At 37.5% G+C, this 25957-nt stretch carries 26 protein-coding genes; 12 read left to right on the top strand and 14 right to left on the bottom strand.

Annotated features, from left to right (window positions below; genetic code table 11):
• Positions 1 to 524 precede the first annotated feature (524 nt).
• The gene (locus HCH28_RS13575) at positions 525 to 1211 is read left to right on the top strand and encodes an adenine nucleotide alpha hydrolase family protein (RefSeq protein ID WP_221681337.1); all 687 of its coding nucleotides are present in this window, start codon (positions 525 to 527) and stop codon (positions 1209 to 1211) included.
• A gap of 29 nt (positions 1212 to 1240) precedes the next feature.
• Here HCH28_RS13575 and HCH28_RS13570 read toward each other — a convergent pair whose 3' ends face one another.
• Positions 1241 to 2446 carry an MFS transporter gene (locus tag HCH28_RS13570; protein ID WP_221681336.1) on the bottom strand — a complete coding sequence of 402 codons (1206 nt, stop codon included), beginning with the start codon at positions 2444 to 2446 and terminating at the stop codon, positions 1241 to 1243.
• A 102-nt stretch (positions 2447 to 2548) separates the two neighbouring features.
• Between HCH28_RS13570 and HCH28_RS13565 the strand changes: the two genes are divergently transcribed.
• Complete coding sequence (locus HCH28_RS13565; protein ID WP_202342701.1) at positions 2549 to 3268, top strand: YetF domain-containing protein; 720 nt, start codon at positions 2549 to 2551, stop codon at positions 3266 to 3268.
• Positions 3269 to 3292: 24 nt separating this feature from the next.
• On the opposite strand, the gene HCH28_RS13560 is transcribed toward HCH28_RS13565, so the two are convergent.
• Positions 3293 to 3997, bottom strand: coding sequence for a CBS domain-containing protein (locus HCH28_RS13560; protein WP_221681335.1), 705 nt, complete (start codon positions 3995 to 3997; stop codon positions 3293 to 3295).
• A 170-nt stretch (positions 3998 to 4167) separates the two neighbouring features.
• On the opposite strand from HCH28_RS13560, the gene HCH28_RS13555 reads away from it, so the two are divergent.
• Complete coding sequence (locus HCH28_RS13555) at positions 4168 to 4938, top strand: MerR family transcriptional regulator (protein WP_312129265.1); 771 nt, start codon at positions 4168 to 4170, stop codon at positions 4936 to 4938.
• Positions 4935 to 5588 carry a GAP family protein gene (locus HCH28_RS13550; protein ID WP_221681333.1) on the top strand — a complete coding sequence of 218 codons (654 nt, stop codon included), beginning with the start codon at positions 4935 to 4937 and terminating at the stop codon, positions 5586 to 5588. The genes HCH28_RS13555 and HCH28_RS13550 overlap by 4 nt, the downstream gene beginning before the upstream one ends.
• 50 nt (positions 5589 to 5638) lie before the next feature.
• Here HCH28_RS13550 and HCH28_RS13545 read toward each other — a convergent pair whose 3' ends face one another.
• The 5 genes from HCH28_RS13545 to HCH28_RS13525 form a co-directional block, all read right to left on the bottom strand.
• The gene (locus HCH28_RS13545) at positions 5639 to 6421 is read right to left on the bottom strand and encodes an ABC transporter permease (RefSeq protein WP_221681332.1); all 783 of its coding nucleotides are present in this window, start codon (positions 6419 to 6421) and stop codon (positions 5639 to 5641) included.
• Positions 6418 to 7302: an ABC transporter ATP-binding protein gene (locus tag HCH28_RS13540; RefSeq protein ID WP_221681331.1), complete on the bottom strand. Its 885-nt coding sequence runs from the start codon at positions 7300 to 7302 to the stop codon at positions 6418 to 6420. The genes HCH28_RS13545 and HCH28_RS13540 overlap by 4 nt, the downstream gene beginning before the upstream one ends.
• Complete coding sequence (locus tag HCH28_RS13535) at positions 7299 to 7502, bottom strand: PLDc N-terminal domain-containing protein (RefSeq protein ID WP_004233126.1); 204 nt, start codon at positions 7500 to 7502, stop codon at positions 7299 to 7301. The genes HCH28_RS13540 and HCH28_RS13535 overlap by 4 nt, the downstream gene beginning before the upstream one ends.
• A gap of 118 nt (positions 7503 to 7620) precedes the next feature.
• Positions 7621 to 8052 (bottom strand): protein-tyrosine phosphatase family protein, encoded by a 432-nt coding sequence (locus HCH28_RS13530; protein ID WP_221681330.1) that lies wholly within the window; start codon positions 8050 to 8052, stop codon positions 7621 to 7623.
• A gap of 20 nt (positions 8053 to 8072) precedes the next feature.
• The gene (locus HCH28_RS13525; protein WP_221681329.1) at positions 8073 to 9020 is read right to left on the bottom strand and encodes a carbohydrate kinase family protein; all 948 of its coding nucleotides are present in this window, start codon (positions 9018 to 9020) and stop codon (positions 8073 to 8075) included.
• Between the two features lie 156 nt (positions 9021 to 9176).
• Between HCH28_RS13525 and HCH28_RS13520 the strand changes: the two genes are divergently transcribed.
• The 7 genes from HCH28_RS13520 to HCH28_RS13490 all read left to right on the top strand — a co-directional run bounded on the left by HCH28_RS13520 (position 9177) and on the right by HCH28_RS13490 (position 17338).
• Complete coding sequence (locus tag HCH28_RS13520; RefSeq protein ID WP_221681328.1) at positions 9177 to 9740, top strand: GNAT family N-acetyltransferase; 564 nt, start codon at positions 9177 to 9179, stop codon at positions 9738 to 9740.
• Positions 9741 to 9758: 18 nt separating this feature from the next.
• Positions 9759 to 10673, top strand: coding sequence for an EamA family transporter (locus HCH28_RS13515; RefSeq protein ID WP_221681327.1), 915 nt, complete (start codon positions 9759 to 9761; stop codon positions 10671 to 10673).
• Positions 10674 to 10872: 199 nt separating this feature from the next.
• Positions 10873 to 11979: an extracellular solute-binding protein gene (locus HCH28_RS13510; protein WP_221681326.1), complete on the top strand. Its 1107-nt coding sequence runs from the start codon at positions 10873 to 10875 to the stop codon at positions 11977 to 11979.
• Between the two features lie 83 nt (positions 11980 to 12062).
• Positions 12063 to 13133: an ABC transporter ATP-binding protein gene (locus HCH28_RS13505; protein WP_009371494.1), complete on the top strand. Its 1071-nt coding sequence runs from the start codon at positions 12063 to 12065 to the stop codon at positions 13131 to 13133.
• Between the two features lie 12 nt (positions 13134 to 13145).
• A complete protein-coding gene (locus tag HCH28_RS13500) occupies positions 13146 to 14852 on the top strand; it encodes an ABC transporter permease (protein ID WP_221681325.1) in 1707 nt (568 codons plus the stop codon).
• A gap of 27 nt (positions 14853 to 14879) precedes the next feature.
• A complete protein-coding gene (gene argH / locus HCH28_RS13495; protein WP_221681324.1) occupies positions 14880 to 16394 on the top strand; it encodes an argininosuccinate lyase in 1515 nt (504 codons plus the stop codon).
• Complete coding sequence (locus HCH28_RS13490; protein ID WP_221681323.1) at positions 16391 to 17338, top strand: N-acetylglucosamine kinase; 948 nt, start codon at positions 16391 to 16393, stop codon at positions 17336 to 17338. Before argH ends, HCH28_RS13490 begins: the two co-directional genes overlap by 4 nt.
• Positions 17339 to 17359: 21 nt before the next feature.
• On the opposite strand, the gene HCH28_RS13485 is transcribed toward HCH28_RS13490, so the two are convergent.
• From HCH28_RS13485 to HCH28_RS13470, 4 genes are all read right to left on the bottom strand, one after another.
• Positions 17360 to 18664 (bottom strand): transglutaminase domain-containing protein, encoded by a 1305-nt coding sequence (locus tag HCH28_RS13485; RefSeq protein WP_274771171.1) that lies wholly within the window; start codon positions 18662 to 18664, stop codon positions 17360 to 17362.
• 90 nt (positions 18665 to 18754) lie between these two features.
• Entirely contained in the window at positions 18755 to 19891 is a 1137-nt protein-coding gene (locus HCH28_RS13480) for a transglutaminase domain-containing protein (protein ID WP_221681321.1), read from the bottom strand.
• A 253-nt stretch (positions 19892 to 20144) separates the two neighbouring features.
• The gene (locus HCH28_RS13475; protein ID WP_004233098.1) at positions 20145 to 20405 is read right to left on the bottom strand and encodes a metal-sensitive transcriptional regulator; all 261 of its coding nucleotides are present in this window, start codon (positions 20403 to 20405) and stop codon (positions 20145 to 20147) included.
• Between the two features lie 84 nt (positions 20406 to 20489).
• On the bottom strand, positions 20490 to 21203 hold the full coding sequence (locus HCH28_RS13470) for a glycosyltransferase family 2 protein (protein WP_004233095.1): 714 nt from the start codon (positions 21201 to 21203) through the stop codon (positions 20490 to 20492).
• Between the two features lie 239 nt (positions 21204 to 21442).
• On the opposite strand from HCH28_RS13470, the gene HCH28_RS13465 reads away from it, so the two are divergent.
• Positions 21443 to 23359: an SEL1-like repeat protein gene (locus tag HCH28_RS13465; RefSeq protein ID WP_221681320.1), complete on the top strand. Its 1917-nt coding sequence runs from the start codon at positions 21443 to 21445 to the stop codon at positions 23357 to 23359.
• 44 nt (positions 23360 to 23403) lie between these two features.
• Here HCH28_RS13465 and HCH28_RS13460 read toward each other — a convergent pair whose 3' ends face one another.
• From HCH28_RS13460 to HCH28_RS13450, 3 genes are all read right to left on the bottom strand, one after another.
• A complete protein-coding gene (locus tag HCH28_RS13460; protein ID WP_221681319.1) occupies positions 23404 to 23811 on the bottom strand; it encodes a hypothetical protein in 408 nt (135 codons plus the stop codon).
• A gap of 74 nt (positions 23812 to 23885) precedes the next feature.
• Entirely contained in the window at positions 23886 to 25259 is a 1374-nt protein-coding gene (locus tag HCH28_RS13455) for a HAMP domain-containing sensor histidine kinase (protein WP_221681318.1), read from the bottom strand.
• Positions 25256 to 25927, bottom strand: coding sequence for a response regulator transcription factor (locus HCH28_RS13450; protein WP_221681317.1), 672 nt, complete (start codon positions 25925 to 25927; stop codon positions 25256 to 25258). The genes HCH28_RS13455 and HCH28_RS13450 overlap by 4 nt, the downstream gene beginning before the upstream one ends.
• Between the last annotated feature and the right edge of the window lie 30 nt (positions 25928 to 25957).

Raw genomic sequence — 25957 nt, 5'->3', positions numbered from 1 at the left:
GTGGTGATGGGTATGTAAAGTGCTAAGACTTTAGAAATTTGTTCAAGCTAAGGAACATATTAGATGTATTCTTGAAATTATTTAATGGAATGTGGTGGGGTGTTAAAGTGCTTAATTGTTTATAAAAACGGTTATTTTAGTTATTTAGTCACTTCTAACCCGATGCAAGCCTAAATAACTTGTGGAAAATCAGATAATTTATACAGTTACAACTCAGTTAATATCAGCTTAATGAAGACACTTGACTATCTATTTAACTCACTGCATAATAGTGTGGCATATGAAAGCAAATTAGCATAGATGCACAGAATGCATAAATTAAATAATCTCTAATTATTGATTTAAGCTTAATCCTTCAAGGGTTTTCCAATACATTTTCGTTAACTTTTATACATTTTTAAGTATACAATATAAATGAGCATAATGCACTGTAACAGCATTGATTTTAGCTGTTTTAGGATAATTTTTTCAAAATCAACAGTGAAATTAACAAAATACCAACAGATAAGAGGTGTACATTTTTTATGAAGCATGTAAAAGGGCGTTTGGATGAAAGTATATTAGTTTGTGTTTACTACGGCTTAAATGGCGAACGTTTGATTCGTCGTGGTCATAAGATGGCCACAATGCTTGATTGCCCACTCTATATTCTTTCAGTCGATTCGCAACCCCTTGATGCATTTGACGCAGAGAAATCTAGTTATATAGAGCAATGGAAAAAGTTATCAGATGAACTTGAGGTCGAAAAATTTATTCTGCAAGATAATGAAAAACGCCCCATACAAAAGGTTATTGCAGAGGTAGCAAAGAATTATAGCATTTCGCAAATTATCGTAGGGCAAAGCGCACAAAGCCGTTGGGAGGAAATCACTAAAGGCTCGTTCCTAAACGTACTGTTAAAGGAAGTTCCCTTTGTTGATTTTCATATCGTAGCTGTTCAACGCCCAACAGACGATGATGCAAATGAAACATATGAAAAAGGAGTACGTGCTTACTTAATTAAAGAACATGAGCACTTTAAAGTAGCATTTACATGTCCTAAGTATGTATCGATTGAAGGTATATTCTTCAAAGAAATTGGCACAGATTTTGACAACGGCATCTTTAAGTTTACTTACAACGATAAAATGCATGAAGTTCATATTTCAGAGGGCTATGTAATCGATCAGGAAAAATTGCCCGCAGAATTTTTAGCTCCATTGAGACAATAAAAAAAACGCGTAGATACGCGTTTTTTTTATTAGACAGCAGCTGAAGCAGGTTTATCCTTCGGTAAGAAGAAGGCAACTAGTAATAATAAAGGCAATAATGAAACAACAATCATTGTAAAATCAATGCCTTTATGATCCATTAAAACGCCGATAACCATTGCCCCTATTGCGCCCATACCAAAAGCAAATCCTGTTGTTAAACCAGCCATTGTGCCAATTTTTGTTGGGACTAACTCTTGCGCATAGACCACCGTTACGGAGAAGCTAATCATAATCAACGTACCAATAATAACTAAAAATATCATAGCCGCCCATAATGGTACATATGGCAATGCCAAACAAAATGGCATAGGGCCAACTACAGAAAGGATGATGACATTTTTCCTACCAATACGGTCTGATAAAGAGCCTCCGAAAAAGGTACCTACTACACCAAATGCCATGAATGTGAATATTAATATTTGCCCTAGTCGAAGGCTAACCTCATAGTGATCCATTAGATAAAACACATAAAAACTTGTTATATTTGTTGTATAAAATGATCGTGCAAAAATAATTATAAATAATAATGTTAATGCGATGCCAACTTGTTTCTTTGTTAATGGAGGCAATGTTGAAACGAGTACACGCTTTTTCTTGGTTGTACGCTCCTGCTCCAATTGTTTTTTATACCATGTAGCAATTTTACTTAATAAAATAATACCAAACGTAGCAATGACTAATATGATCGCAGCCCCACGTTGTCCAAGAATATCAAAGATGTAAGCACTTATTAATGGTGCCAGTGCTTGCCCTGAATTTCCCCCCACTTGATAAATAGACTGCGCAAGTCCTCGTTTAGATCCAGCTGCCATAAAGGAAACCCTTGATCCCTCAGGGTGAAAGATAGCTGACCCAAAGCCTATAAATAATACTGCAATAATAATAATCCAATACTGCGTTGTGAACGCTATAATAGCAATCCCTATAAATGAACTAATCATACCGATAGGTAAAGCATAAGGCATTGGTTTTTTATCACTGATAAAGCCTACCGCAGGCTGCAATGCAGAAGCAAATATGTTTAATACAAAAGAAATCATTCCAATTTGTGTAAAGGTCAATCCTAATTCACTCTTAAATATCGGAAACATCGCTGGGATAACAGCTTGCATCGTATCATTGATAAGGTGAGCAACACCGATTGCAATCATAATTGGATAGATTGGATTTGTTACATTTAATTGTTTATTCATGTTGCCACCTCACTCTTATTTTGTTTAAACAGGATTGTCGCATACTATCGACCATTTTGCACAAGCTATAGTTCGACAGCTGTAAAAGGAGTTGATATATGCATGGAAAGCTTTATTCATGCTCACTTTTGGGAAATGATTCTACGCACAACACTTTCGTTTTTTGCCTTACTAATTTTGGCACGTATACTTGGGAAAAAACAACTAGGCCAGTTAACATTCTTCCATTATATTACAGGTATTACATTTGGTTCGATCGCTTCAGAAATTGCCTCTCAGGAAGAAACACCATTTTTAGATGGTTTGATTTCGCTCGTTTGGTGGAGTGCTTTAACGTATTTGATGACCGTTATTACGATTAAATCTAAAAAAGCTCGCGTTCTCGTTGATGATAAACCAACGATTGTTATTCAAAAGGGTCTTATATTAGAATCTGCATTGCAAAAAAACCGTCTTCATCTAGATGAGCTTACAATGATGCTACGTGAACAAGCCATTTTCTCCGTACAAGATGTTGAGTATGCCTTACTAGAAACGAATGGAAAGCTCAGTGTGCTACAAAAAACCTCTGAACAAGTGGCTACAAAGCAGGATGTTAAAGCAGATGTATCACCACCTACCTATCTTCCTACTGAAGTTATTTCTGATGGTCAACTTATTACTGAGAATATTGTTGAACTTGAGCTGACAGAAGACTGGGTATTAAAGAAATTGAAAAAGCAAAATGTGCATTCTGTAGAAGAAGTTTATTTTGCTCAAGTCCAAACAAATGGTTCCTTGTACATCAGCTTAAAAGATAAAGCGAGACATTCAAGCCCTTAATTGCTTGTCTAGTCTCGTTTTTTGTTAATCAATTTTGACAATATCTAAGGGCGTAATAATACCGAGTAATCTTTGATGTGGTTGACCATGCTCCGTTATTAATAATGCCTCAAAGCGTCTCCCTCTTTCGACTCCTTGTTTAAATATTTCCTCAGCCTCATAGATGGATATCGTTCTACTGACAAATTTGTAATTCACTCTATTTTTCTCATGCAATAAGATATCATGCAGTGTTGGTATTTTTTTCGGTAAATGATCGCCACCCATCTTTGACGCAAGCCAATTTGTGATTCCAACTGTTGTGATTAGCCCCTTAAACTGCTTATTATAATAAACAGGAAATTGTGTATATTTGCGCTGACGTATCACTTTTAAAACATGTCTTAAAGAATCATTTTCTTGAAAAATCAATACTCTTTTACGGAACATTTGCCCTACAAGCGTTGGCTTAGCAAGGGTAGCATCTATGTATTCAATTCGTTCTACAACATCAGTATGGGGCTCTGCAATCACATAATGTAATGATGTACGATGATGCACAATCGCATTTCGTAAGTCTGCATATGAGCGCAGATCATCTTCATATTTCTTCACCAAGACATCCTTTTTCTTCGCTTGATCAATCAGCCGATAAAAAGGCATAAAATCCTTAGCACCTACAATATCTCTCAGTCTATGATCTATTCGATTAAACGCTGTCAGGAAACGATCGGAATTTTCAGTTCCCACTTTTCATGTCCCTTCTTTCTATAGTAGTCTATATATTTTCCGAGTTATTTGACAAATTTCGAGTTACACACCCATTATATTCCTAAGTTATAGAGATTCCAAGGAAGTAGTTTTACAATCCCTCTTGAAAGTGACGTTACGTCATTTTATATAATGGCATGAAAGGAGGAGTGATTACTTTGCTTACGATTCACAATGTATCAAAACAAACTGGCATTTCTGTTCGAACATTACGTTACTATGAGGAGATCGGCTTGTTACTTCCTATAGCAAAGACTGAGGGAGGACATAGGATTTACGGAGAGAACGAGCTCAAAAAGTTACAACAGATTGTATTTTTAAAGGCATTAGGCTTCAAGTTGAAAGAAATTCAGACACTTATCCATAATTCATGGAATTGGGAAGCAAGTTTAGACCATCAGTTAGCTTTTGTAGCAGAAGAGCAAAAGAAACTACAGCAGATGAAGAACACCATCCTTGGATTAAAGAATGCTTCGTCTATCGAAGGTGGGTTAACAGAGTCCCTTATCCAAAAGTACATTAAGCTTTCAAATCAAGAACGAGATAATAAGCAAGCCTTCCGCCAGCAGATTTTTGCAGCTACGGAAATAGAACTTTTCCGAAAATTACCCAATTTAAATCAAAATGATCCTAATTCTTTAGAGTGGATTGGTTTATTAGGTCAATTAAAGCAGCTTCATAAGGAAAGCCCTGAAGCCGATTCCGTGCAGTTTATTATTAAACGAATGATGGAAAAGGCCAAGGTAGAATATAACGGAAATGATGAATTTTTAGAGAAGATGTGGACGATAAGAAAATCTACTTATAAATCTGAACAAATAGGATTATATCCTTTAGAGGAAGAATTTCTACATTTTATAGAGCAGGCTTTTCATGTTTATGAAACAAAAAAACAGGCGTTAGGAAAGTCACAATCATGAACATAGAAATGTTGCTACTGATTGGCACCTTAGCTTTGTTAGACATGTTTAGTCCTTCTATAATTGGCGTATCCGTCTATATATTGCTTGTGGCTAAAAAAAAGCAGACCCGCCTTTTATTAACCTATTTAATGACTGTTGGGTTGTTTTACTTTAGTACTGGGATTTTTTTAATGTTAGGTCTAGGTGTCATATTCAGCCCTATTTCTAATTTACTAGATAGTTACTCAGCTCGATTAATCATGACCATTGTAGGAGGAGTTTTATTTATTGGCAGTTGGTTAGTACCAAAAAGAACGGCAAATGGATCACCTAAACCAAAATCTTTACATGTGAGCTCTATGGTAGCTTTAGGTTTCACAACTTCTATTTTAGAAGTTGCAACCGCTCTTCCTTATTTCGCGGCAATAGGTATTTTAACGAGTAATCAAATAGTGTTTTATGAATGGTTACCTTTATTGGCAGGATACAATTTAGTAATGATTGCACCAGGGATCATCCTACTATGCTTACATCTATTATTCCGCCGATTTATGAATAAACCTTTAAGAAAAATTCAAAAACTTTTTGATCAAAGAACAAGTTCGACCCTTTCTTGGATTATGTTCTTTGTGGGATTGATTTTACTTATAAATGGTAGGATGATTTAAAATAAAAAACGGTAAAAATCCATTATAAGTTGGTTTTTACCGTTTTCTCTTCAGATTTTTGTCATAGACGCATTTCTTTTCATCATCACGATACCAATGCCGATGCAGATAATTGTCAATGCTAGCGTAATGACTAAGCTCCACCAGTAATCTGATATCTCTATTGTTCCTCGAAATTTTGCAATTCCGTAGCTTGCTAGTTTCCACGGTGATATTGTCCAAAAGATTCCTATAATCATATCGATAATTTGCCCAACAAAGATCACTGTAAATGCACACGTTGTAGCAATAACTGTTTTAAAGCTGGCACTCATCATTAACGTAACAGCTATCACAAATAGCAACCAAATATAGTACGTAGAAAAGCTTACTAACAGTGCACTCACGTCCAACGTTCCATATAGAATAGTTGTATAATAGACACTTGCAGCAAACCCAGCTAAAATACTAACCAAACAAATGGTGCTCATAACAACAAATTTACCTAAAAAATATGCGCCAAATGAAATGGGCCGAGCATATAGTAATGTTGCCATACCATTAGCACGTTCCTTACTAATAGCTCCTACAAACGAAGCCATCATCACCAATAAGCCAATCGTTTGAAATTGCCCGATAGAAGCTTGAATTAAATCCAGTGGCATTAATTCTGGCATCAACATTTCAAAGCCCTCTGGTACATTCCCAACAGCATTTAAAATATCCATCATATAATAGTTTGTTAGTGGATCACTCATTCCAAGCAGAGCAAACACTAGAGGAATCCATAGAAACTTCCAACTCCTCCATGCTTCTCTAAATTCCTTTTGCAGAAGTACATTGAATCCTCTCATGCCTTTTTCGCCACCTTCATGAAAATTTCTTCCAAAGATGCTGTCTGTCGCTCTACCTTTCTAATTGTATAAGGACATTCACTTAACCGTTGAAGCAACATTTTCATCGTCGGCTCCTCATTCACGATCTCAATATACACATTACAACCTATTACATGATTAGACGGATTTGCAAAAAGCTTAGCTTCTTCTTCACTGCCAAATTCAATGACATAATTTTGCTCATCAAAACGTTGCCGTACTTCACGTAATGTTCCCTGCTCTACTAGTTTTCCATTTTGCAAGAATAATAGTTGATCTGTCATTTCTTCAGCATCATTTAAAATATGCGTTGAGTATAAAATAGTCGTCTCTTGCTGTAGTCCTTTTAATAAATCAAGTACTTCTCTACGGCCAACTGGATCTAATGCTGAAACAGGTTCGTCTAATAGCAGTAATTTAGGCTTATGCACTATTGCTTGGGAAATACCAAGTCGCTGCTTCATCCCACCTGAAAAAGAGGCTATTTTTTTATGTTGGGCATCCCCTAACCCTACAAATTCTAAGGTTTTTTGGGCTTCTAATTTAGCCTTTTTGGCTGCTACACCATTCAACTTTGCAGCCATTTCTGTAAACTCTAACGCAGTTAGCCAAGGATGAAATTGTGGATATTGTGGTAAAAAACCTATATTCGCACGTAAATCATTACCTAGCATCTTTACATTTCCAGCAGTCGGTTTCAAAAGTCCCGTTAACATAGATAAAGTGGTTGTCTTGCCAGCTCCATTCGGACCAATTAAAGCCGTAGAAGTTTTTTCCTCTAAGTTGAAATGAATAGCATCTACAACTTTGTGCTCTGCAAATTGCTTGGTCAAACCTGTAACTTGAAGTAAAGTTGTCATGACTGCTTTCTCCCCACTATAAAGTACGCAATTGACCCTAATAGATTAGCAAATAGAATGATAAACACCCAAAGAATTTTAGGGCCGTTTGTTGCATGAATTTTTCGTAAATCAATAAGTGCTACGATCATCAAAATAATTTGAACGATGATGAGCGGTGCTATAACTGCCCATGGAACTTTTGCTAATTCCTCCATCATACAGATCACCTCATTATTTGTTATACACTAACTATAACAACTTTGTTCTAATATGTATAGAACAAAGTATCTCTTACATCATAAAAAAAGATGTACCTTAATTAGTACATCTTCTCAATTATTTATAAAGTTTTTGCAAAGCATCTTCCATTTTAGGGCGTATAGTTACTACTGGACGAGCTTTTTTGACAGCTGACTGTGCTGCTTCTAACGAATCAGCCATTCCCAACTCCATTAAGATAGCAGTAGCTGCAACACCTGCACGTCCACCCCCACTTCCACAGTGAACATATACTTTCTGCCCTGTCTCAAAGGCTATAGCAACTTCTTGCGCTACTTGTTGGATGGATGATGCTACCTCACTATCTTCATCTGCTATAGGCATATGTTTATAAGAATAAGGAACTATTTCCTGCTCTTGAAGGGATAGCCCTTGAACACGAACATCTATCACAACATCAACGGATTCTTGTGTAAATGCAGCCTCTGCATCTTTTGCACCGCCAAAGAACAGTTGATCCTTTACTAAAACATCGTAGTTTTTCTCCATATTCTCCACGCCTCACATGTTTATTTTAGTAAATGCTTAATATCCTCATAATATGGTAGAGCCGTTAAAGCACCTGCTTTTGTTGCGGCAAAAGCGCCTAATTTGTTGCCAAAGCTTGTACAACGCACTAGTTCTGCTTTTGTTGTAGGTAAACCATTATAATGGACATCACGTAGGACACCTGCCATAAATGCATCTCCCGCACCTGTAGTATCCACAGGCACTACTTTCTCAGTCGGTACATGGATAACATCACCATTAAGGACTGCATAAGTCCCGTTCTCTCCTACGGTAATTAAAATAATAGGCACTAAATAGCTATTTAATTGCTCGATACCTTCTTCTAAGCTACTTGTCTCTGTCAGGAAGAATAACTCATCATCCGTCACCTTTAAAATATCAACATCCTCGAAAAATGATGTAATCGTATCTCGACAAATTTCTTCACTGCTCCAACGTAAAGGACGGATATTTGCATCCATTGCAATAATCGCACCCTTGTCCTTAGCCATTTCTACTGCTGCTCGTGTTGTAGCAAGAGCTGTTGGATGGAACATTGTGCCTGAACACACCGTTAAAGCAGAGGCATGCTTAAAAGCTGCTTCATTTAGCTGTGATGGTTCAACTTGTAAATCGGGTGTTTCATCAACATAATCCTTAAAAATTCGCTCACATGCTTCTGTTAGATGCACATAAACACCACTTACTCGTTTTGCTGGATCAAATACGGCATAATCCAGTTTCACACCCTCTTGGGCAAGCCCATCTCTCACAAATTGCGAGCCCTCATCATCACCCGTAATTGTAATTAATGCGGAAGGCGCACCAATGCGGCTAATACCCGCTGCAACATTGACCGTTGCGCCACCCATATATTTAGTAAATGATGAGTTTGTTACATCATCAGCAATATAGTCAATAAAAGCATCTCCATAGACTAATATAAAATCCTTCTCTTGCTTTGTCATGATAGTCCTCCTGAAAGTCTAGTCATTATAGATTAACACGAAAATTGTCATTCTATAAAGGTTTTTACTTTTGGCATTTCTTTACGAGAGGATGGATAACTTGAGTCATCCCCTATCTTTGTTATACTTGCCTATAGAAAGGTAGGGATTATCAAAATGAGTATTACAATTCGACAAGCGCAACCACAAGATGCCCATGCTGTTGTGCCTTTAATTATCGACGCCATTGGCGATATTGCTAATCGGTTAACTGGTGAGCAATCAACGGAGGCTGTGATACAAGAGCTGACTGTTCTTTTTCAACAAGAAGACAATCGACATTCTTATTTAAATACTTTTGTCGCTACTGAAAGTGAACAGATTTTGGGGATTCTCGTTTATTATCACGGTCAACAAGCTGTTCATATGGATGCTAACCTTGTTAAATGGCTTGAAGCAAAAAATGCACCATCCATTGTTATTGACAAAGAAGCCCATGAAGACGAGGCTTACATTGATACAGTTTGTGTTGCACCAGCTGCACGTGGTAAAGGAATCGGAACATTGCTATTACAATTTGCCGAAGAGCTGACAAAGCAGCGTGGCTATACAAAATTATCATTAAATGTTGAAACCCAAAAAGAAGAAGCTCGCCGTCTTTATGAACGACTAGGCTTTGTTATTACGGAGCCTTGGTCAATTATTGATGAGCCTTTTCACCATATGGTTAAACAGTTTTAGGAAGTGAATAACTAATATATGAAAAACAATTTGATTTACCCTCTTTTGATTGTTATTGCATCTAGTAGTTACGGGATCTTGTCGACTATTGTCAAAGTAGCTATGCAGCATGGCTTTACATCAGCAGAGGCTGTATCAAGCCAATATATTATTGGCTTTTTACTCGTAATATCCATCTTTATTTTTACTGACAGAAAATTACCAAGACCGTCCAAGAAGGGTTTACTTATTTTAATATGTGCGGGAATTTTTACAGGGACAACAGGTATCGTGTACGGAGAATCTTTAAAGTATCTTCCTGCTTCTCTTGCAGTAGTCATGTTATTCCAATTTACATGGATTGGTCTACTGATTGATTGTGCCCTCCATAAAAGATTACCAAGTAGACCTGAAGTTATTTCAATCGTCATCTTATTTATCGGAACGATTCTAGCTGCAGGTGTATTAAATGTAGATTTAAGTGACATTCCTATTCAAGGATGGCTATTCGGTTTTACAGCAGCCGTTACTTTTGCATGTTTTATTCAATTTAATTCTCGACCTGTCGAGGGCGTGACTACCACATCAAGGGTATTAATCGTTTCCTCTATAGCCCTTATTATGATCAGTATTTTCCTAAGCCCCGAGGTTATTTGGAACGGTAAACTATTCATGCAAGGCCTGTGGAAATATGGACTAGCACTAGGTCTTTTCGGTATCATTTTACCGATTTATCTATTTTCGATTGCTATCCCTAAAGTTGGTGGTGCGCTTGCTTCTATTTTAAGCGCCATTGAATTACCAGTGGCTGTTACTGTTTCCGTTATTGTTTTGCATGAACCTTTAACTGCTGTACAAATTATCGGGATTGTACTGGTGATTGCTGGCATGATGCTGCCAACCATTGTTGCACAACGTCAACAAAAGGATAGCTTATTAGAAGCACATTTATAAATCGACAAAAAACTCCTTAAAAATGGAATGATTCCTTTTTAAGGAGTTTTTTTGAACTTTAATGAAATGCCATTGCTTACCATTATGCACTTCGCTATGATGAATGCAAATGTAATTTTTTAATAATTCTAACATTAATGTTCCCCTTCGGTATTATACTGCAATATGCAAGTAACTTACTTTAAGAAAGGGGAAGTTGATGAAAAAAGCCTATATTCTTGGTTTTTTCCTTATGTTAATGCTTGTCGTTTTAGCTGCTTGTAATGGCAAAGATCAGCAAAATTCTACAAATGATGCAGCAAATAATGACGAGGCATCGAATGGTAAACAAACAGAAGTAGCAACAACGTCGCCTTCAGGCAAGCTAGTAATTTACACTGGACGTGACGAAGAAATGGTGCAAAATGTGATCGATCAGTTTAATGAAAAATATCCAGACATTGAAGTAGAATTTCTAACAATGGGTGCTCAACAGATTTTAGAACGTCTTCGTGGAGAGAAAGCCAATCCTCAAGCAGATTTTTGGTGGGGCGGAACGCAATCCGCACTCATTGTTGGCGCCAATGAAGACTTACTACATGCTTGGCAGCCGAGCTTTATTGACGCTATTGATACCGCACACAAAGATGTAGATGGACGTTGGTTCGGCGAGATGCTGTTACCTGAAGTAATTATGATTAATAGTGATTTACTAACAAAAGAAACTGGTCCACAGGACTGGGATGACTTATTAGATCCTAAATGGAAGGATCAAATTTTAATCAGAGGTGTACTGGCGTCAGGCACAATGCGTACGATTTATTCTTCCATGATTGTACGACAAGGTGCGGATTCACCTGATAAAGGCTACGAGTGGTTACTACAATTAGATGCCAATACAAAGGAGTACACACAAGACCCTAATGCTTTGTATTTAAAACTAACACGTCAAGAAGGCAGTGTCTCCCTATGGAATCTACAAGATATTTTGTTAAAAAAATATACGACAGATTATCCTTTTGATTATATTTATCCTAAAAGTGGTGCACCTATTTTAGTAGACGGTGTAGCAGTTGTAAACAATGCGAAGAACCTAGAAAATGCGAAACTTTTTGTAGAGTTTTTATTTGAAAAAGAGATGGTAACACAATTAGCTAATGATTATTATCAAATTCCTACACGTTCAGATATCGACAAAGGCTCCATGCCAGAATGGTATCAGGAATTAGATTTAAAAACATTTGATATTGATTGGCAGCTAATGTCTGACAAAGAAGCAGAATGGATGGAATACTGGGATAACAATATTAAAGGGCGCGGTAAATAGTAGAACGGGTAAAAATTCGGCTTATACAGCGAATTTTTACCTTCCTGTATCATCTAGATTCTTTGTTAGAGAGGAGCTAATGATTGAGAAGTGTCAGAATCGAAAATGTCTCGAAGCAATTTGGTCAAGTGTATAGCGTGAAGGACTTAAATCTTGAAATAAAAGCTGGTGAATTTTTTACCTTTCTGGGTCCTAGCGGCTGTGGCAAAACAACCACTTTAAGGATGCTTGCAGGCTTTTATTACCCTACTAAAGGCAAAATTCTTTTTGATGATCGAGATGTCACTCGACTTCAGCCCAATAAGCGCAATATCGGCATGGTATTTCAAAATTATGCCCTTTTCCCCCATATGACGGTTGATGAGAATATTGCATTTGGTTTACAAGTTCGAAAATTTTCAAAAGCTGAGATTCAGCACAAGGTGGATCGAATTAGAGGTCAAGTACATCTTGCTGCTTACGGCAACAGAAAAATAAATGAGCTATCTGGTGGGCAACAGCAGCGTGTTGCTTTAGCTAGGGCACTCGTGATAGAGCCAGATATTTTATTGCTTGATGAACCTCTATCCAATCTAGATGCAAAATTGCGTGAGGAAACACGTATTGAAATCAAACGAATCCAATCTGAGCTTGGAGTCACAACGATATACGTTACTCACGATCAAATGGAAGCCATGTCTATGTCGGATCGAATTATGGTTATGGAAAATGGCTATATCAAACAAATTGGTACTCCTCAGGAAATTTATCATCAACCCAAGGATCGTTTTGTGGCAAATTTTATTGGTGAAACTAATTTAATTGAATGCTCAATCCAAGCTATTGATGGGGAAAATGTACAAGTACGAACAGTGAATGGACATAATTTAATTGGGCGAAAGCAACAAAGCTCTCCCTCTTTAACGCATATGATTGGAGACAAAGTATTTATTTCTATTCGTCCAGAATCGATTCAACTTGGTACTGGTGAAAACACATTAACAGGAAAAATTACATTTGTTGAATTCACAGGTATTAGCGTTAATTACATTGTAGATTTTACTGCGTTCTCACTTAAAGTAATGCTTATTAATTCTTATGACCAAATCAAAAAGATCGGTGAAGATATTACAATCCATATGGCACAAGATTCACTGTACTTTTTAGGGGAATAGGAGGAAGCCAATATGGGGAAACAGTCTGAAAGTACGTGGACGCGAATTTTGCATGCCAATTGGTTTGTCTATGTTTTAATATCGCCATTATTTTTAGTGTTATTCGCCTATGTGGTTTATCCCTTCTATCAAACTTTCATCCAAAGCTTTGCTGGTGATGAAGCATTCTTCCACTATAAGAAATTTTTTGATATAGCTAGTCCAGCAAATTTAGAGGCCTTGTGGACCAGTATTTATATTTCATTTATCAGCGTTATTTGCTGTGCACTTGTTGGGGTAACAATGGCCTTTTTACTAGAACGCTATAATTTCCCTGGGAGACGGATATTGTCTATTTTAGTTTTGGTTCCAATGGCACTTCCTCCTCTAGTAGGTGTTTTGTCCTTTTCATTTTTATATGGCGATAGCGGGATTTTCCCACGAATTTTTCAGCATCTATTTGGGTTGGATCACGTTCCTTTTGCCTTGAAGGGAATATGGGGCGTCATCGTTGTTCATACATTCACAATGTATACGTACTTCTATTTGACTGCCTCTGCTGCTATTAAGGGGCTTGATCCTGCTCTTGAAGAGGCAGCTACTAGTCTGGGTGCAGGGCGTATTCGCGTATGGACAAAGGTTATTTTACCGATGCTCACACCTTCTATTGTCGCCTCATCCTTATTGGTGTTTATGATTTCTATGGCTTCTTATACTGCACCTTTGATGTTTGGTGTGGAGCGTACTATGACGATGCAAATTTATTTATCACGTACAAATGGGAATCTTGAGATGGCGGCAACACAGTCGATGATATTATCTTTTGTGTCTATCACTTTTTTAATCATTATGCGTTGGTATCAAAATCGCAGAAATTATCAAAATCTGAGTAAGGGAATTAGTGTTCATCGTTCAGAGGTATCCTCAAAAAAGGTAAAAATTATAGCAACCATTGCTTCTTTTGTTGGCACATTAATATTGATACTGCCTATTTTAGTGTTGATATTGATCTCTTTTTCTGTGGATGGAGCTTGGAAAACGCAAATTCTCCCGACCGATTATACAATCGATCATTATATTGCCCTTTTTACCGATGAACGCACATGGCGACCTATTTGGAACTCCATTCAAATGGGTGTCATTGCAACACTGGGCAATATCATCTTTGGAGTCGCGGCAGCTTATGCTATGGTGCGCTTAAATTTTAAAGGGAAAACCTTGCTCGATATTTTGATAATGGTACCTTGGGCTTTGCCAGGAACAGTTGTTGCTGTTAATTTAATTGCAGCCTTTAGTACAGAAAGTATCTTTAGTTTTAATCAAGTATTGATCGGGACATTTTGGATTTTGCCATTAGCCTACTTTATTCGACATTTACCACTTGTTTTTCGATCAACATCCGCCTCTCTTGTACAGCTAGATCAATCAATTGAAGAGGCATCACGTGGCTTAGGGGCCAACTGGTGGTATACATTTAGACGTATTGTCGTGCCTTTAACATTCACCGGGATTTTAGCAGGGACACTCTTAGCCCTCGTGCAAAGCTTTGGTGAATTTGTTGCATCCATTCTAATTTACAGTACATCCACTATTCCATTGTCTGTAGCGATATTCCAAAAATTATATGCATTTAAATTTGGGACCGCCTGTGCTTATGGTGTCTTACAAATTTGTTTAATTTTAGTTGTCCTTATTATTTCTGAAAAACTATCAAAAGGCAGTGCTGGTACAGCCATCTAACTGCCAATCTATTAGGGGGCCTTGACAATGTTTGAAGATTTTCGCAATAAAACACAGCTGGAAGATGGGATGATATTCCCTTCTAACATCTATCGAAAAATCGTTTTACAGCCAGCTTATGATGAGGCAAAGAAAAATTTTTTAACAATTATGCTACAAATCAATATTGCTCATTTAAAAATGTTAGAAGAACAAGGACTTGTAAAAAAAGATGAAGCAAAGCAAATTGGGATAGCTCTAAAAAAAATTGACTTAAATTATTATCGTTTAGAGGATTACAGTCCCCAATATGAGGATTTATTTTTCCGCATTGAAAATAAATTAATAGAGCTTGCTGGTGATGTTGCTGGAAATCTTCACATTGGCAGAAGCCGAAATGATATGGGTATCGCCATCTATCGAATGACATTAAGAAAAAAATTATTATTATTAATGCGCGAGTTACTAACATTACGTGATGATTTAATCGCTGCTGCAGAGGAACATATCGATACCATTATGATTGGCTACACACATACACAGCAGGCCCAGCCTACAACCTTCGCCCATTATTTAAAGGCCGTCATCGACCAGCTAGAGCGTGATTTTGAACGAATGCAGCATGTCTATAAAACGGTCAATCGTAGCAGTATGGGAGCCGCTGCCTTAACAACGACAGGCTTTAATATTAGTAGAGAACGTATGCGTGACCTACTTGCCTTTGATGATATTATCGAAAATGCATGGGATGCAGTTGCAGGAGCAGATTATATAGCCGAGGCTGCAAGTATTGTACAGCTTGCTGCACTCAATCTTGGCCGTACTTCTCAAGATTTTTTGTTATGGGCTACTCAGGAGTTTAATGCGTTTACACTCGCAAGTCCATATGTGCAAATAAGCTCTATTATGCCTCAAAAGCGTAATCCTGTTTCTATAGAACATACACGCTCATTACTATCTGCGGTTGTAGGAGATGCAAGTACAGTATTACAGATGGTACATAATACACCTTTTGGAGATATCGTAGACACTGAGGATGATATGCAGCCTTATTTATGGCGTGCCATTGACCGCTTAATTGGTATTTACAAGTTGTTTGGTTCGCTTGTTGTTACAATGGATGTCAATAAGAAGAAGTTAAAAAGTCGCGCTGAAAATAGCTTTGCGAATGTCACTGAGCTAGCTGATACATTAGTCCGTTCAGAGGGAATTTCCTTCCGTCAAGCACATAGTATTGTTAGTAAATGTATTAAGGTTCTACTTGCTCATGGAGAGGAATCATTAGCTAGTCTTACATGGGGACTTGCAAATACACAATCGAAATTGATCACGGGCAAGGAATTAACTATTTCAGAAGAGGATTTTTATAAGACGTTAAGGCCAGAATCCTTTGTTGGTGTGCGAACATTACTAGGTGGTCCCGCTCCAGCCACTATGAAGGCTGCTCTTGAACGTTCCAAACTGAACGCCCATGATTTTTATGAATGGATTCGCTTAAAGGAAAGTTCCATTATTGAAGCAGAAAAAGAACTAACAGCCTTTCTAGAGGAATGGAATCAATGAAGCAATGGTTATTAATTATTGATGGTGGGGCGACAAAAACAGCATGTGCAGTTGTTCATGCTGAATCTGGTGACATTGAGTATTCTACATCCGCTAAAGGCTCTAATTATCAAGCCATTGGTGTTGAATCGGCTACGGCAATATTACAAGAGCTTTTAGCAAATGTTGAAAGATTTTTGCGAAAGTATCCTAATTCTCAAATTGCTGTAGCCACCTTTGCTTTAGCTGGCATTGATTCTCCGAAGGATCATGCAGCCGTCGTGACTATTGTTCAAAATGCTCTTAAGATCACACAGCTACAAATAGACACAATGATTATTGAAAATGATGCAGAGGCCACACTATTAGGTGTGACTGCTGGACAGGCAGGTGCACTGCTCATTGCTGGAACAGGAGCTATTGCCTATGCCTTTGATGGGCAGCGAATTGTACGTGCAGGGGGCTGGGGACATCGGGCTGGCGATGAGGGAAGTGGGTATTGGTTAGGGCAGGAAGTCGTAAGAGCTATATTTAAAATGGAGGATGGTCGTGGGAAACCAACAATCTTAAAGGAAGCTGTCTATCAGTCTTTAGGTATACAAGATGTTACAGAGCTTGCCGAATGGCTATTCCAACCTTCCTATACAAATGCACAACTGGCCAAGATAGGCTCTTTTGTGGCAAGAGCAGTCGAGCAAGAAGATGCTTGTGCCATCGCAATATCTCAACAAGCTGCCCATGAACTAGTCCTTCTAGCAAGCGCTGTATTGAAAAATATTGACTATCAGAATGAACCATTTACTTTTTTTTGTAATGGTGGTGCCATCAAGCATAATCCACTCATTTTAAAGATCTTTACAGAGGAAATAACCTTCATGTATCCTCAAGTGGACATTACCCTTTGTCAGCACCAGCCTATTACTTATTTAATTGAACGAACAAAAAGGGCATATGACTGTTTATAAGTCATTGCCCTTTTCTTGCTTTTAAAGTGCCAGTCTCTTCAATTCTTTCGTCGTAAAATAGAGATAGCCATCCTTTATAAATAAATCCTTCGAATCCTCCCTATTTAGTACCTCTTCTCCACTACCATCTGGACGAATCTTTGTTAAATACGCCCCTCGGGAATAATTACTAAAGTAGAGCCAACCATCTGAATAAACGATATATTGCGCCCGGGAATTTGTGACACGTTTCGTCTTACCAGTTTTCATATCTAGTACATATAGCTTATTGTCATCTGCAATATTACTATAAAACAATTGGTCTCCAACCTGTGCTGGGAAGTCTATATCATGATAATAACTATACAGTGTGCTTGTTGCTTTTGGATAGTCTTCAGCAATCCACGAGTGATCCTTCGCCATTGTACGGTCATCTACTAAAAAGTATTGGTAGCGTATTGCACCCTTACGATCTGGTACTGGATCATTCCATGTCGTATCGAGATGATACCACTGTCCATCCAGCTTGACTAGATTCCACGCATGTCCCTCTTGACCTACATAGCCCACAATATATTTTGTTTCAATACCCAATTTTTGAAGCATAGAGTGAGCAAGTAAAGCATAGCCCTGGCATACTCCCCCGTGCTCAGCAAGAACGGTATAAGCGCTGTGTGGGCTAGAGTTCGTTTGTTCTGTATAGGAAGTATTGGCAACAATATAGTCATTGACAGCTCGTACCTTTTCTACATCCGTCATAGATTTTTTACTAATCCTAGCAATAATTTCTTGAACATTCATCTCTACATATGCCGCCTGCTCTGGCGTCATTAAATAGCTCTGTTCTCCAAAAATAGTTGCTTTATTTCGCCCATATTCATATCGAATTGAATGTTTACTTACATGGCCGTAAACATAGTCATCGCGTTTGATAGCATTGTTATAGGCCTCTTCTACAATTTGTTCAATTCTCTGTGTATTCCCTTTATATTGAATTTCAAACTTTGGTGAAAAGCTATTATAATACGCATACATCGCATCAGCCAGTTCCTTGGCATTTGTCACGACTAACTTTGTTTCAGGTTTCTGAATAGGTGGAGCTGTAGGGGCTACCTCCGCTTCATGTACATCTTCTATAGGTAGGGCTGTTTCAATTGAGGCATTATCTGAAAGTCTTGCAGTAACATCTACGATCTTCTCCTTTGTTGAAAGTAGCATCGTTTCTATTTCATCATTATTTGTCCAATCCACCACCTGTTGAATAACTGCCTTACCAGCTGTATAAATAGGATCAATAAAAATAACAATAATGGCAATTATAGCTAATTTCTTCCACAAACTCCTCACCTCCAACCGTCTTCCTTACATTATATACAAAAAAAGCACAAAGAACTCACTTAAGGGTCCATTTGTGCTTGTTAATATTTGTTTGTTGACTTAATTAATTTTAAGTTTATGTTCTTTTGTTTGGACATTATACAGTAAATAATTGTCACTAACCTTTAAATTTGTTACTGGCTGCTTCACTAGCACCTCAGCTTTTAACGTTTTTAAATCTAGCTTTGTCAAATACCCACCGTTACTGTAATCACTATAATATAGGTTTTGATTAGTCCCTGTAATATACAACGAACGTTTATCTAATACCTTTGACTTACTACCACTAGTCATATCAAGCTTATACAGTTTATCGTTATCTGCAGTATTACTAAAATAAACAATATTATTTAACTGATGTGCGAAATGGACATTAAGCATATAACTGTATTTAGTGCTTGTAGCAGTAGGATAATTTCCTTTAATCCAAGTATGGTCTTTGCTAATTTGATTGTCCGACACTAAAAAATAGTCATAGGACGCCGCACCAACGCGATTTGGCAAAGGATCGTTCCACGTTGTATCCAAATGATACCATTCCCCATCAACCTTTACTAAATTCCAAGCATGTGCCTCATTCCCATTTACAAAGCCTACAACATATTTTGTCTCTATCCCAGATTGCTCTAACATAGCATGTGCTGCCAATGCATAACCTTGGCATACAGCTTGTCCTTCAAAAAACAAAGCATAAGCACTATGTGGACTTGCCTTAGTTTTAGTTCCGTACATAGTATTGGATACAATATAATCGTTAATAGCTTTTACTTTTTGAAAATCTGTCATAGAAGGTTTGATAATATTTTTCAGAATTAGATTAATCTTTTTTTGTACAGCTGCTTCTTGAGTTTGACTTGTCAGGTACTTCATTTTATAGGTTACATTCCCTAGAGAATCTGCGGAAACCATGGTACTTTCTATATGTCCACTTGCATAAACGGCTTGTTGCTTAGCTTTTTCAAGTGCGTCCATCATTTCTTTTTTTAGGTCGCCTATTTTGCCTGTATACTTAATTTTTATATCGGTCTCAAAGTTTTGTATTTGCTTTGCAAGTTCTTCTGTTAATTGATCCCAACTTGCTACTGTTGAGTTAGCTACCATAGGATAAATTGGGGAGGTATTTTCTGTTTGTTTTGCATAGACCGCAGTTGGACTTAACATCAATAAAGCCGCACCACATAACAATAATTTTTTCATCACTCATCACCTTCCCTTTGATTCTTTCTTTACTATTTAGCATAGCAAAGAATGTACCTACTAAGCTATCATACAAGTTCACTAACTAAGACTTTTAACTAAAAATATATTAAATTTTATATAATATAAAATACCTACTAATAAAATATAATTAGCGAATATAACTATTTTTTTGCAAAATAATAAAACTCACCTAATTAATAGTGAGTTTTATTTCGATTTAGATTCTGTAATTGTTCAGGCGTTTAGTAAATTATCTACTTTTCACCACTAAATTAACTGCTTCCTGAATGGCTTCGTTCATTTTTTCACCATCCCCTTCAGCATTCTGTACACATTCCAATAGGTTCGTACTAACAATAACCCCAACTGTACGGTCTACAGCAGAGCGTACTGCTGATAATTGTGTAATGACTGCCTTACAGTCTTTTTCCTCTTCCATCATTTTCAAAATGCCACGTAGCTGTCCTTCCATCCGTTTCACACGATTTTTCACTTGATCTGAATATTCCATATACATTGCTCCTTCTCTTATACTCGCTACGCTCTAATGAGTGATCGTTATTCTTTATCCTAGCTCATTATTTTAAATTTAAACCTAGCCATTACTATTCCTTGGTTTTAGATAATTGATGAGCATTCTCGTAATAATGGTACCAGCGTTTGTTATTTCATCGTACTGAATTATTGAATTCTTCTTTATACGTAATTGCCCAATTTCTACCTCGAAAACTGGACACTTTCTTTTAAGTGCAGCAATCAACATGTTTGTATCATAATCATAGCGTTCACCTTTTACTTTCATTAACCAAGGCAACTCATTGATGGAAATATAACGTAAACCTGTTTGTGTATCCATTAATTTCTTATGATACAGTATCTCGAAAAATAAGCTTGTTGCACGATTTCCCCAGTAAGAAAGAAATGTACTATCAGTTGAACGAAAGTTACGCACACCTAGCACAATCCCTTCAGAAAACACCTTTGTCATGGTTAAAACAAGCTTAACATCTTGTAAAGTATGTTGCCCATGAGCCCCAACTGTAAGGATACCATGGCACCTTGCTTGTTGTTCTCGTATATATGCAAAGGCGGTCTTAAGTGCGCCACCCTTACCAATATTGCAATCATGCTGTAGTACTTGGCAGCGTTCAATTTTATCTAGGTTTTCAAAAATATCTTTATATTTTTGATCACTCCCATCATTGACAATGATGATTTGTGTAATAGTCGTTGCTAATAATTGATGTACATAGGTAATGAGTGATTGTTGTGGATTATATGCTGGTATAATAGCTGCAATATTTTTCATTTCGATCCCCCACCTAAAGGCTGACAGGTTCTCCGTAGCTACGAATCTCCCTTATATCAAATAGTATCATGTAACACCAACAATTCAACTGATCAATCCCATTAAAACATATCAATAATATCGATTTTTCTCCGATATATGAACAAAGAGATGAAGAGGCGCTTTGTAAAAAGGTTTAAAAGTAAAATGCTTGCAATAAAAACCGAGGTAATTAACTGAAAGAGGTGAGTTCTTTCGTCATGCATTATGAAAACCTTGAAGAACAATGTCAAAAATTAAGACAGCTGTCCTTCACAACATTATCCAAAAATTTACAGGATGCTAGTTTGCTCGCCATTTCAACCCCAGCAGAATCCTTACAGAAGTCACTTCTTGTATTAGAGGAAATTTTATATGAGATTTATCGATTGGAAATGCATACCGAACCTAAACTCAAAAATGTCCGAATGCTATTAAATAATCGAAGTTTTGTGGCGCAAATTCATCCTCGTCGAATTTATTTATTGATGAATCTAATTCATAAAATGACAAGCCATACTAGTAATGACATTGTAGAAGCCAAAGCAGCTAAAATTGTTTTAGACTATCTTAGCGATATTGTTGAATGGTTTATGAAGCGCTATGATCGTAGTTTCAAATCGAACCGCCTGTCTTCTCATGTCACAGAACTTCCTTCTATATTTGATAAAAATATACTTCAGCATGAGCAGTCACGAGAGGCTTACGAACATGCTGTCAAATGGTTTGAAGTAGCTGCCCAGAATGGAGATGCAAGTGCTCAATATAACTTAGGTGCTCTTTACAATCATGGGCGAGGTGTAGAAAAGGACTATAGGCTTGCAAAAATGTGGTATGAACGAGCTGCCGCACAAAATGACGCAAATGCTCACTATAGCCTCGGTGTACTTTATCATCTAGGCCAAGGTGTTATACAGGATTATCTAGAGGCTGCACGTCATTACCAAATAGCTGCTGATTTAGAGAATGCTGACGCCCAATACAATTTAGGTGTACTCTATAATCAAGGCTTAGGCCTATCTCAAAATTTTAATGAAGCTGCCAAGTGGTATACCTTAGCAGCCAATCAAGGGAATACAAGTGCCCAAAACAATCTAGGCTTTCTTTATCATAATGGCACGGGTGTGGAGCAAAGCTATGATAAGGCCGTCGCTTATTTCAAAATGGCTGCCTTAACTGGAGATGCAAGTGCTCAATACAATCTCGGTTATATGCATCTTAAAGGGCGTGGTATTCCCCAAAACCAAGAAGAAGCAGCAAAATGGTTTCATATGGCTGCTTTACAGGACCATGTGAACGCAGAGTTTCAACTGGCCATGCTCTATAATACTGGGCAAGGAATGACGAAGGATCATATAGAAGCTTTAAAATGGTTCAAGCTAGCGGCACATAAAGGACATTTAAATGCTCAATACTGTCTTGGCCTGCTGTATGAAAAAGAACAGAATCTTGTGTCAGCAGAAAAGTGGCTACTGCAAGCTGCTGACAATGGCCATATCAGCGCTGGCTTCGAGCTTGGGCGTCTATATGCATATCAGCTTCAAGACCCAGCCAAGGCAATGTCATATTTTAGGACAGCCGCTGAAAAGGGTTATGCAGATGCACAGTATGAGCTTGGCCTATTACTGACATCTGGCACTGGTGTTCCTATAAATTATAAGGAGGCCGTTAAATGGTGGCGAGCAGCAACCGATCAATCACATATTCAAGCTGAATATCAATTAGGCCTACTTTATGAACAGGGATTAGGGGTAGCCTTAAATCTTGAGGAGGCACGCAGATGTTATCGACTAGCAGCCACTCAAGGCCATGCAGGTGCGCAGTATCAACTGGGCAATTTATTTGATAAAGGTAAAGGCGTAGAACAGGATTACACAGAGGCAGCTAAATGGATTGAACAGGCTGCATCACAAGGACATATGAAGGCACAATACCAATTAGCCCAAATGCACATTCATGGACAGGGCGTACCAAAGGACTTTGCAAAGGCCGCCCAGCTTTATCGACTATCTGCTAATCAAGGGCATCAAAAAGCCCAATTCCAGCTTGGTATGCTCTACAAAAAAGGGCATGGTGTTGCACAAGACTATCAAGAGGCGACAAGATGGCTGAAAAAGTCACTGGAAGAAATTAAATAAATATTAAAAAACCTACCGCATCACATAAGACACGGTAGGTTTTATTAATGACTGCTATTATCCTTTTGTTGTTGAATCATAAATGTTACAACAATAAATAAAGCAAAGCTAATTAATAGCGTAGTTCCTCCTACAATAAAGAAGACTAATGTAAAAGTGCTACCAAAATTAAATGGATTTATATTGTAAAACCACATGCCTAACGTTAAGCCCAGAACACCCACAATAGCTGTCCAACCATGAATGGTTACTAATTTTTGTGATTTCACTTTGAAGGCTTTATAAAAAATACCCCAGGCAAACATACTAAGCCAGCCAACAAGTAAAATATGTGCATGTATCGGTCTATATTCATAACTACCTGATCCCGACATATGTGAACCTAAATACGTGCCGATTAAAGCAAAAATTGCCGCTAATCGAATAAGGCGTATGCTCCACTTTTGTTCCATACGATAACTCCCCCCTAGTCGTGTTTCAACTAAGTAGCAGTTTATCTTGTGAACATGAACTTTACATGAACTCCTTATGACAAAATTGGTAGATGGATATAAACCTTTGTGCCCGCATGCACCGTACTTTGCATCTGAATGGTCCCTCCATGTAGCTCAACAATTTGTTTGACAATCGCTAAGCCTAGTCCGGTCCCTTGCTTGGTTCTAGACGCATCGGCACGATAAAAACGGTCATATACTTTTGCTAACTGATCCTCAGTCATTCCTATCCCACTGTCCTCCACAAGAATTTCAACTAAGGCAGATCTTTTTTGTAAATGTAGATGTATTTGCCCACCCTCTACATTATATTTAATGGCATTTGTCAGTAAATTATCCCATACGTTTTGTAAAAGCCCTGCATCGCCATCAAAAATAATTTGCTCAAGCTTATATGATATTTGAAGCTGTGACTCTTCCATTTGCCAACGATACTTTCGTACAGTTTCCTTTAGCTGTTCATCTAAACGATAAGACTCACGTTTTACAATTATTGTCGATTGGTCAAGGGAGGTTAATAATAATAACTGTTTGGTTAATGTAGATAGGCGTTTTGTTTCTAGTTCAATGATTGCTGCATATTCCTGTCTTTCCTGTTCAGTAAGGGAAGGATTTTTCAGTAAATCTACATACCCTTGAATATTTAATAAAGGTGATTGAAAATCATGTGATACATTACTAATAAATTCCTTCCTTGTACGATCAGTTTCCTGTAATCTCTCGGTCATCCTATTAAAGCTTGATGCTAATTGACCAATTTCATCTGCACGATCAATATCTAGAACTGTATCAAATTTTTCATGCGCTAGCTGTTGAGTGGCTGCTGTTAACTTTGTAATGGGGCGAATTAATGCTTTAGCAAATAGTAGCATGGCAAGTAGGCTCAGTATTGTCATAACCAACATTAATCCTGCAAGTATTGTATGCACCTCAGAAAACAATAAACGAATATCAGGTCTTATGAATAATGCATAGGACTTGCTTCCATAGGTAAATGGCACACCAATTGTATTATTCAGTTCATTAGCAAAAAATCCTGTTACAAAGGTTTCTTTAGGAAAATCTCGCATACCATGATAGGTTTCCCCATTTAAAACACGCTCTACCACAGACGTTGACAATGTTTTATCACGATATGGACCGCCAAAAAATTGCCCCTCCTCACCAGTTGTCACATAAATTTGATAGCCGATTTCACCCAATGTTGTCAGATAGCTATTTAAATCCTCTGGTTTGTCTGTCTCAATATAATGCACAATATCCTGTGCTATGCTAACGTTTTTTGCATCATTTTTTTCTTTTATAACTTGATGGTAATAGGTATTCGTTGCCAAAAAGCCCATACATAAGCTTCCTATCATTACCAGCATTGTTGTTACAACAAATTTACTATATAAGGTTTTCATGTTGCTTCCTCTAGCTTATAGCCAACACCTCTTACTGTTGTAATTTCAACAGCCGTGTCATATCGGTTTAATCTTTCACGAATCCGCTTCACATGCGTATTTAACGTTTGCTCATCTCCATCATAGTCATAGCCCCATACTTGTTCCATAATATAGCTACGAGTAAACACTTGATGGGGACGTGATGCTAACAAAGCCAGTAATTCAAATTCCTTTAAAGGTAATATAAGTGTATTTTCCCCTATTACAACCTCAAAGCTTCGTCGGTCAATTACTAGTTTACCTACTTGGATGGTTACTTGGTTTTTTTTATCAAATCTCCTCAATATCGCAGCTATACGAAATAATAATTCCTTTGGTTCAAAGGGCTTTATAACATAATCGTCAGATCCTGCTAAAAAGCCACGTTCTTTATCCTCTAGCTCACCTTTTGCTGTTAATAATAAAACAGGAATATCATAATCTTGAGTTAAATACTCTGTCAGTGTAAAACCATCCATTCCTGGCATCATCACATCGACAACAGCTAAATCAGGCAGACTCCCTTCGAGTAAGGCTAGTGCCTGCTTTGCATTTTCAGCAAGTAGCACTTGGTAGCCTTCCTTTGTAAGATAAATATTGACTAGCTGTAAAATATGAACATCATCATCGACAACAAGGATCTTCACCTGCCCACCTCCAGTTAATAAGAAAAAAAC

Source organism: Lysinibacillus sp. K60, assembly GCF_019731275.1.
Lineage (GTDB): Bacteria > Bacillota > Bacilli > Bacillales_A > Planococcaceae > Lysinibacillus > Lysinibacillus capsici.
Note: the sequence above shows the minus strand (reverse complement) of the source record. Positions and strands in the feature narration are given on the sequence as shown.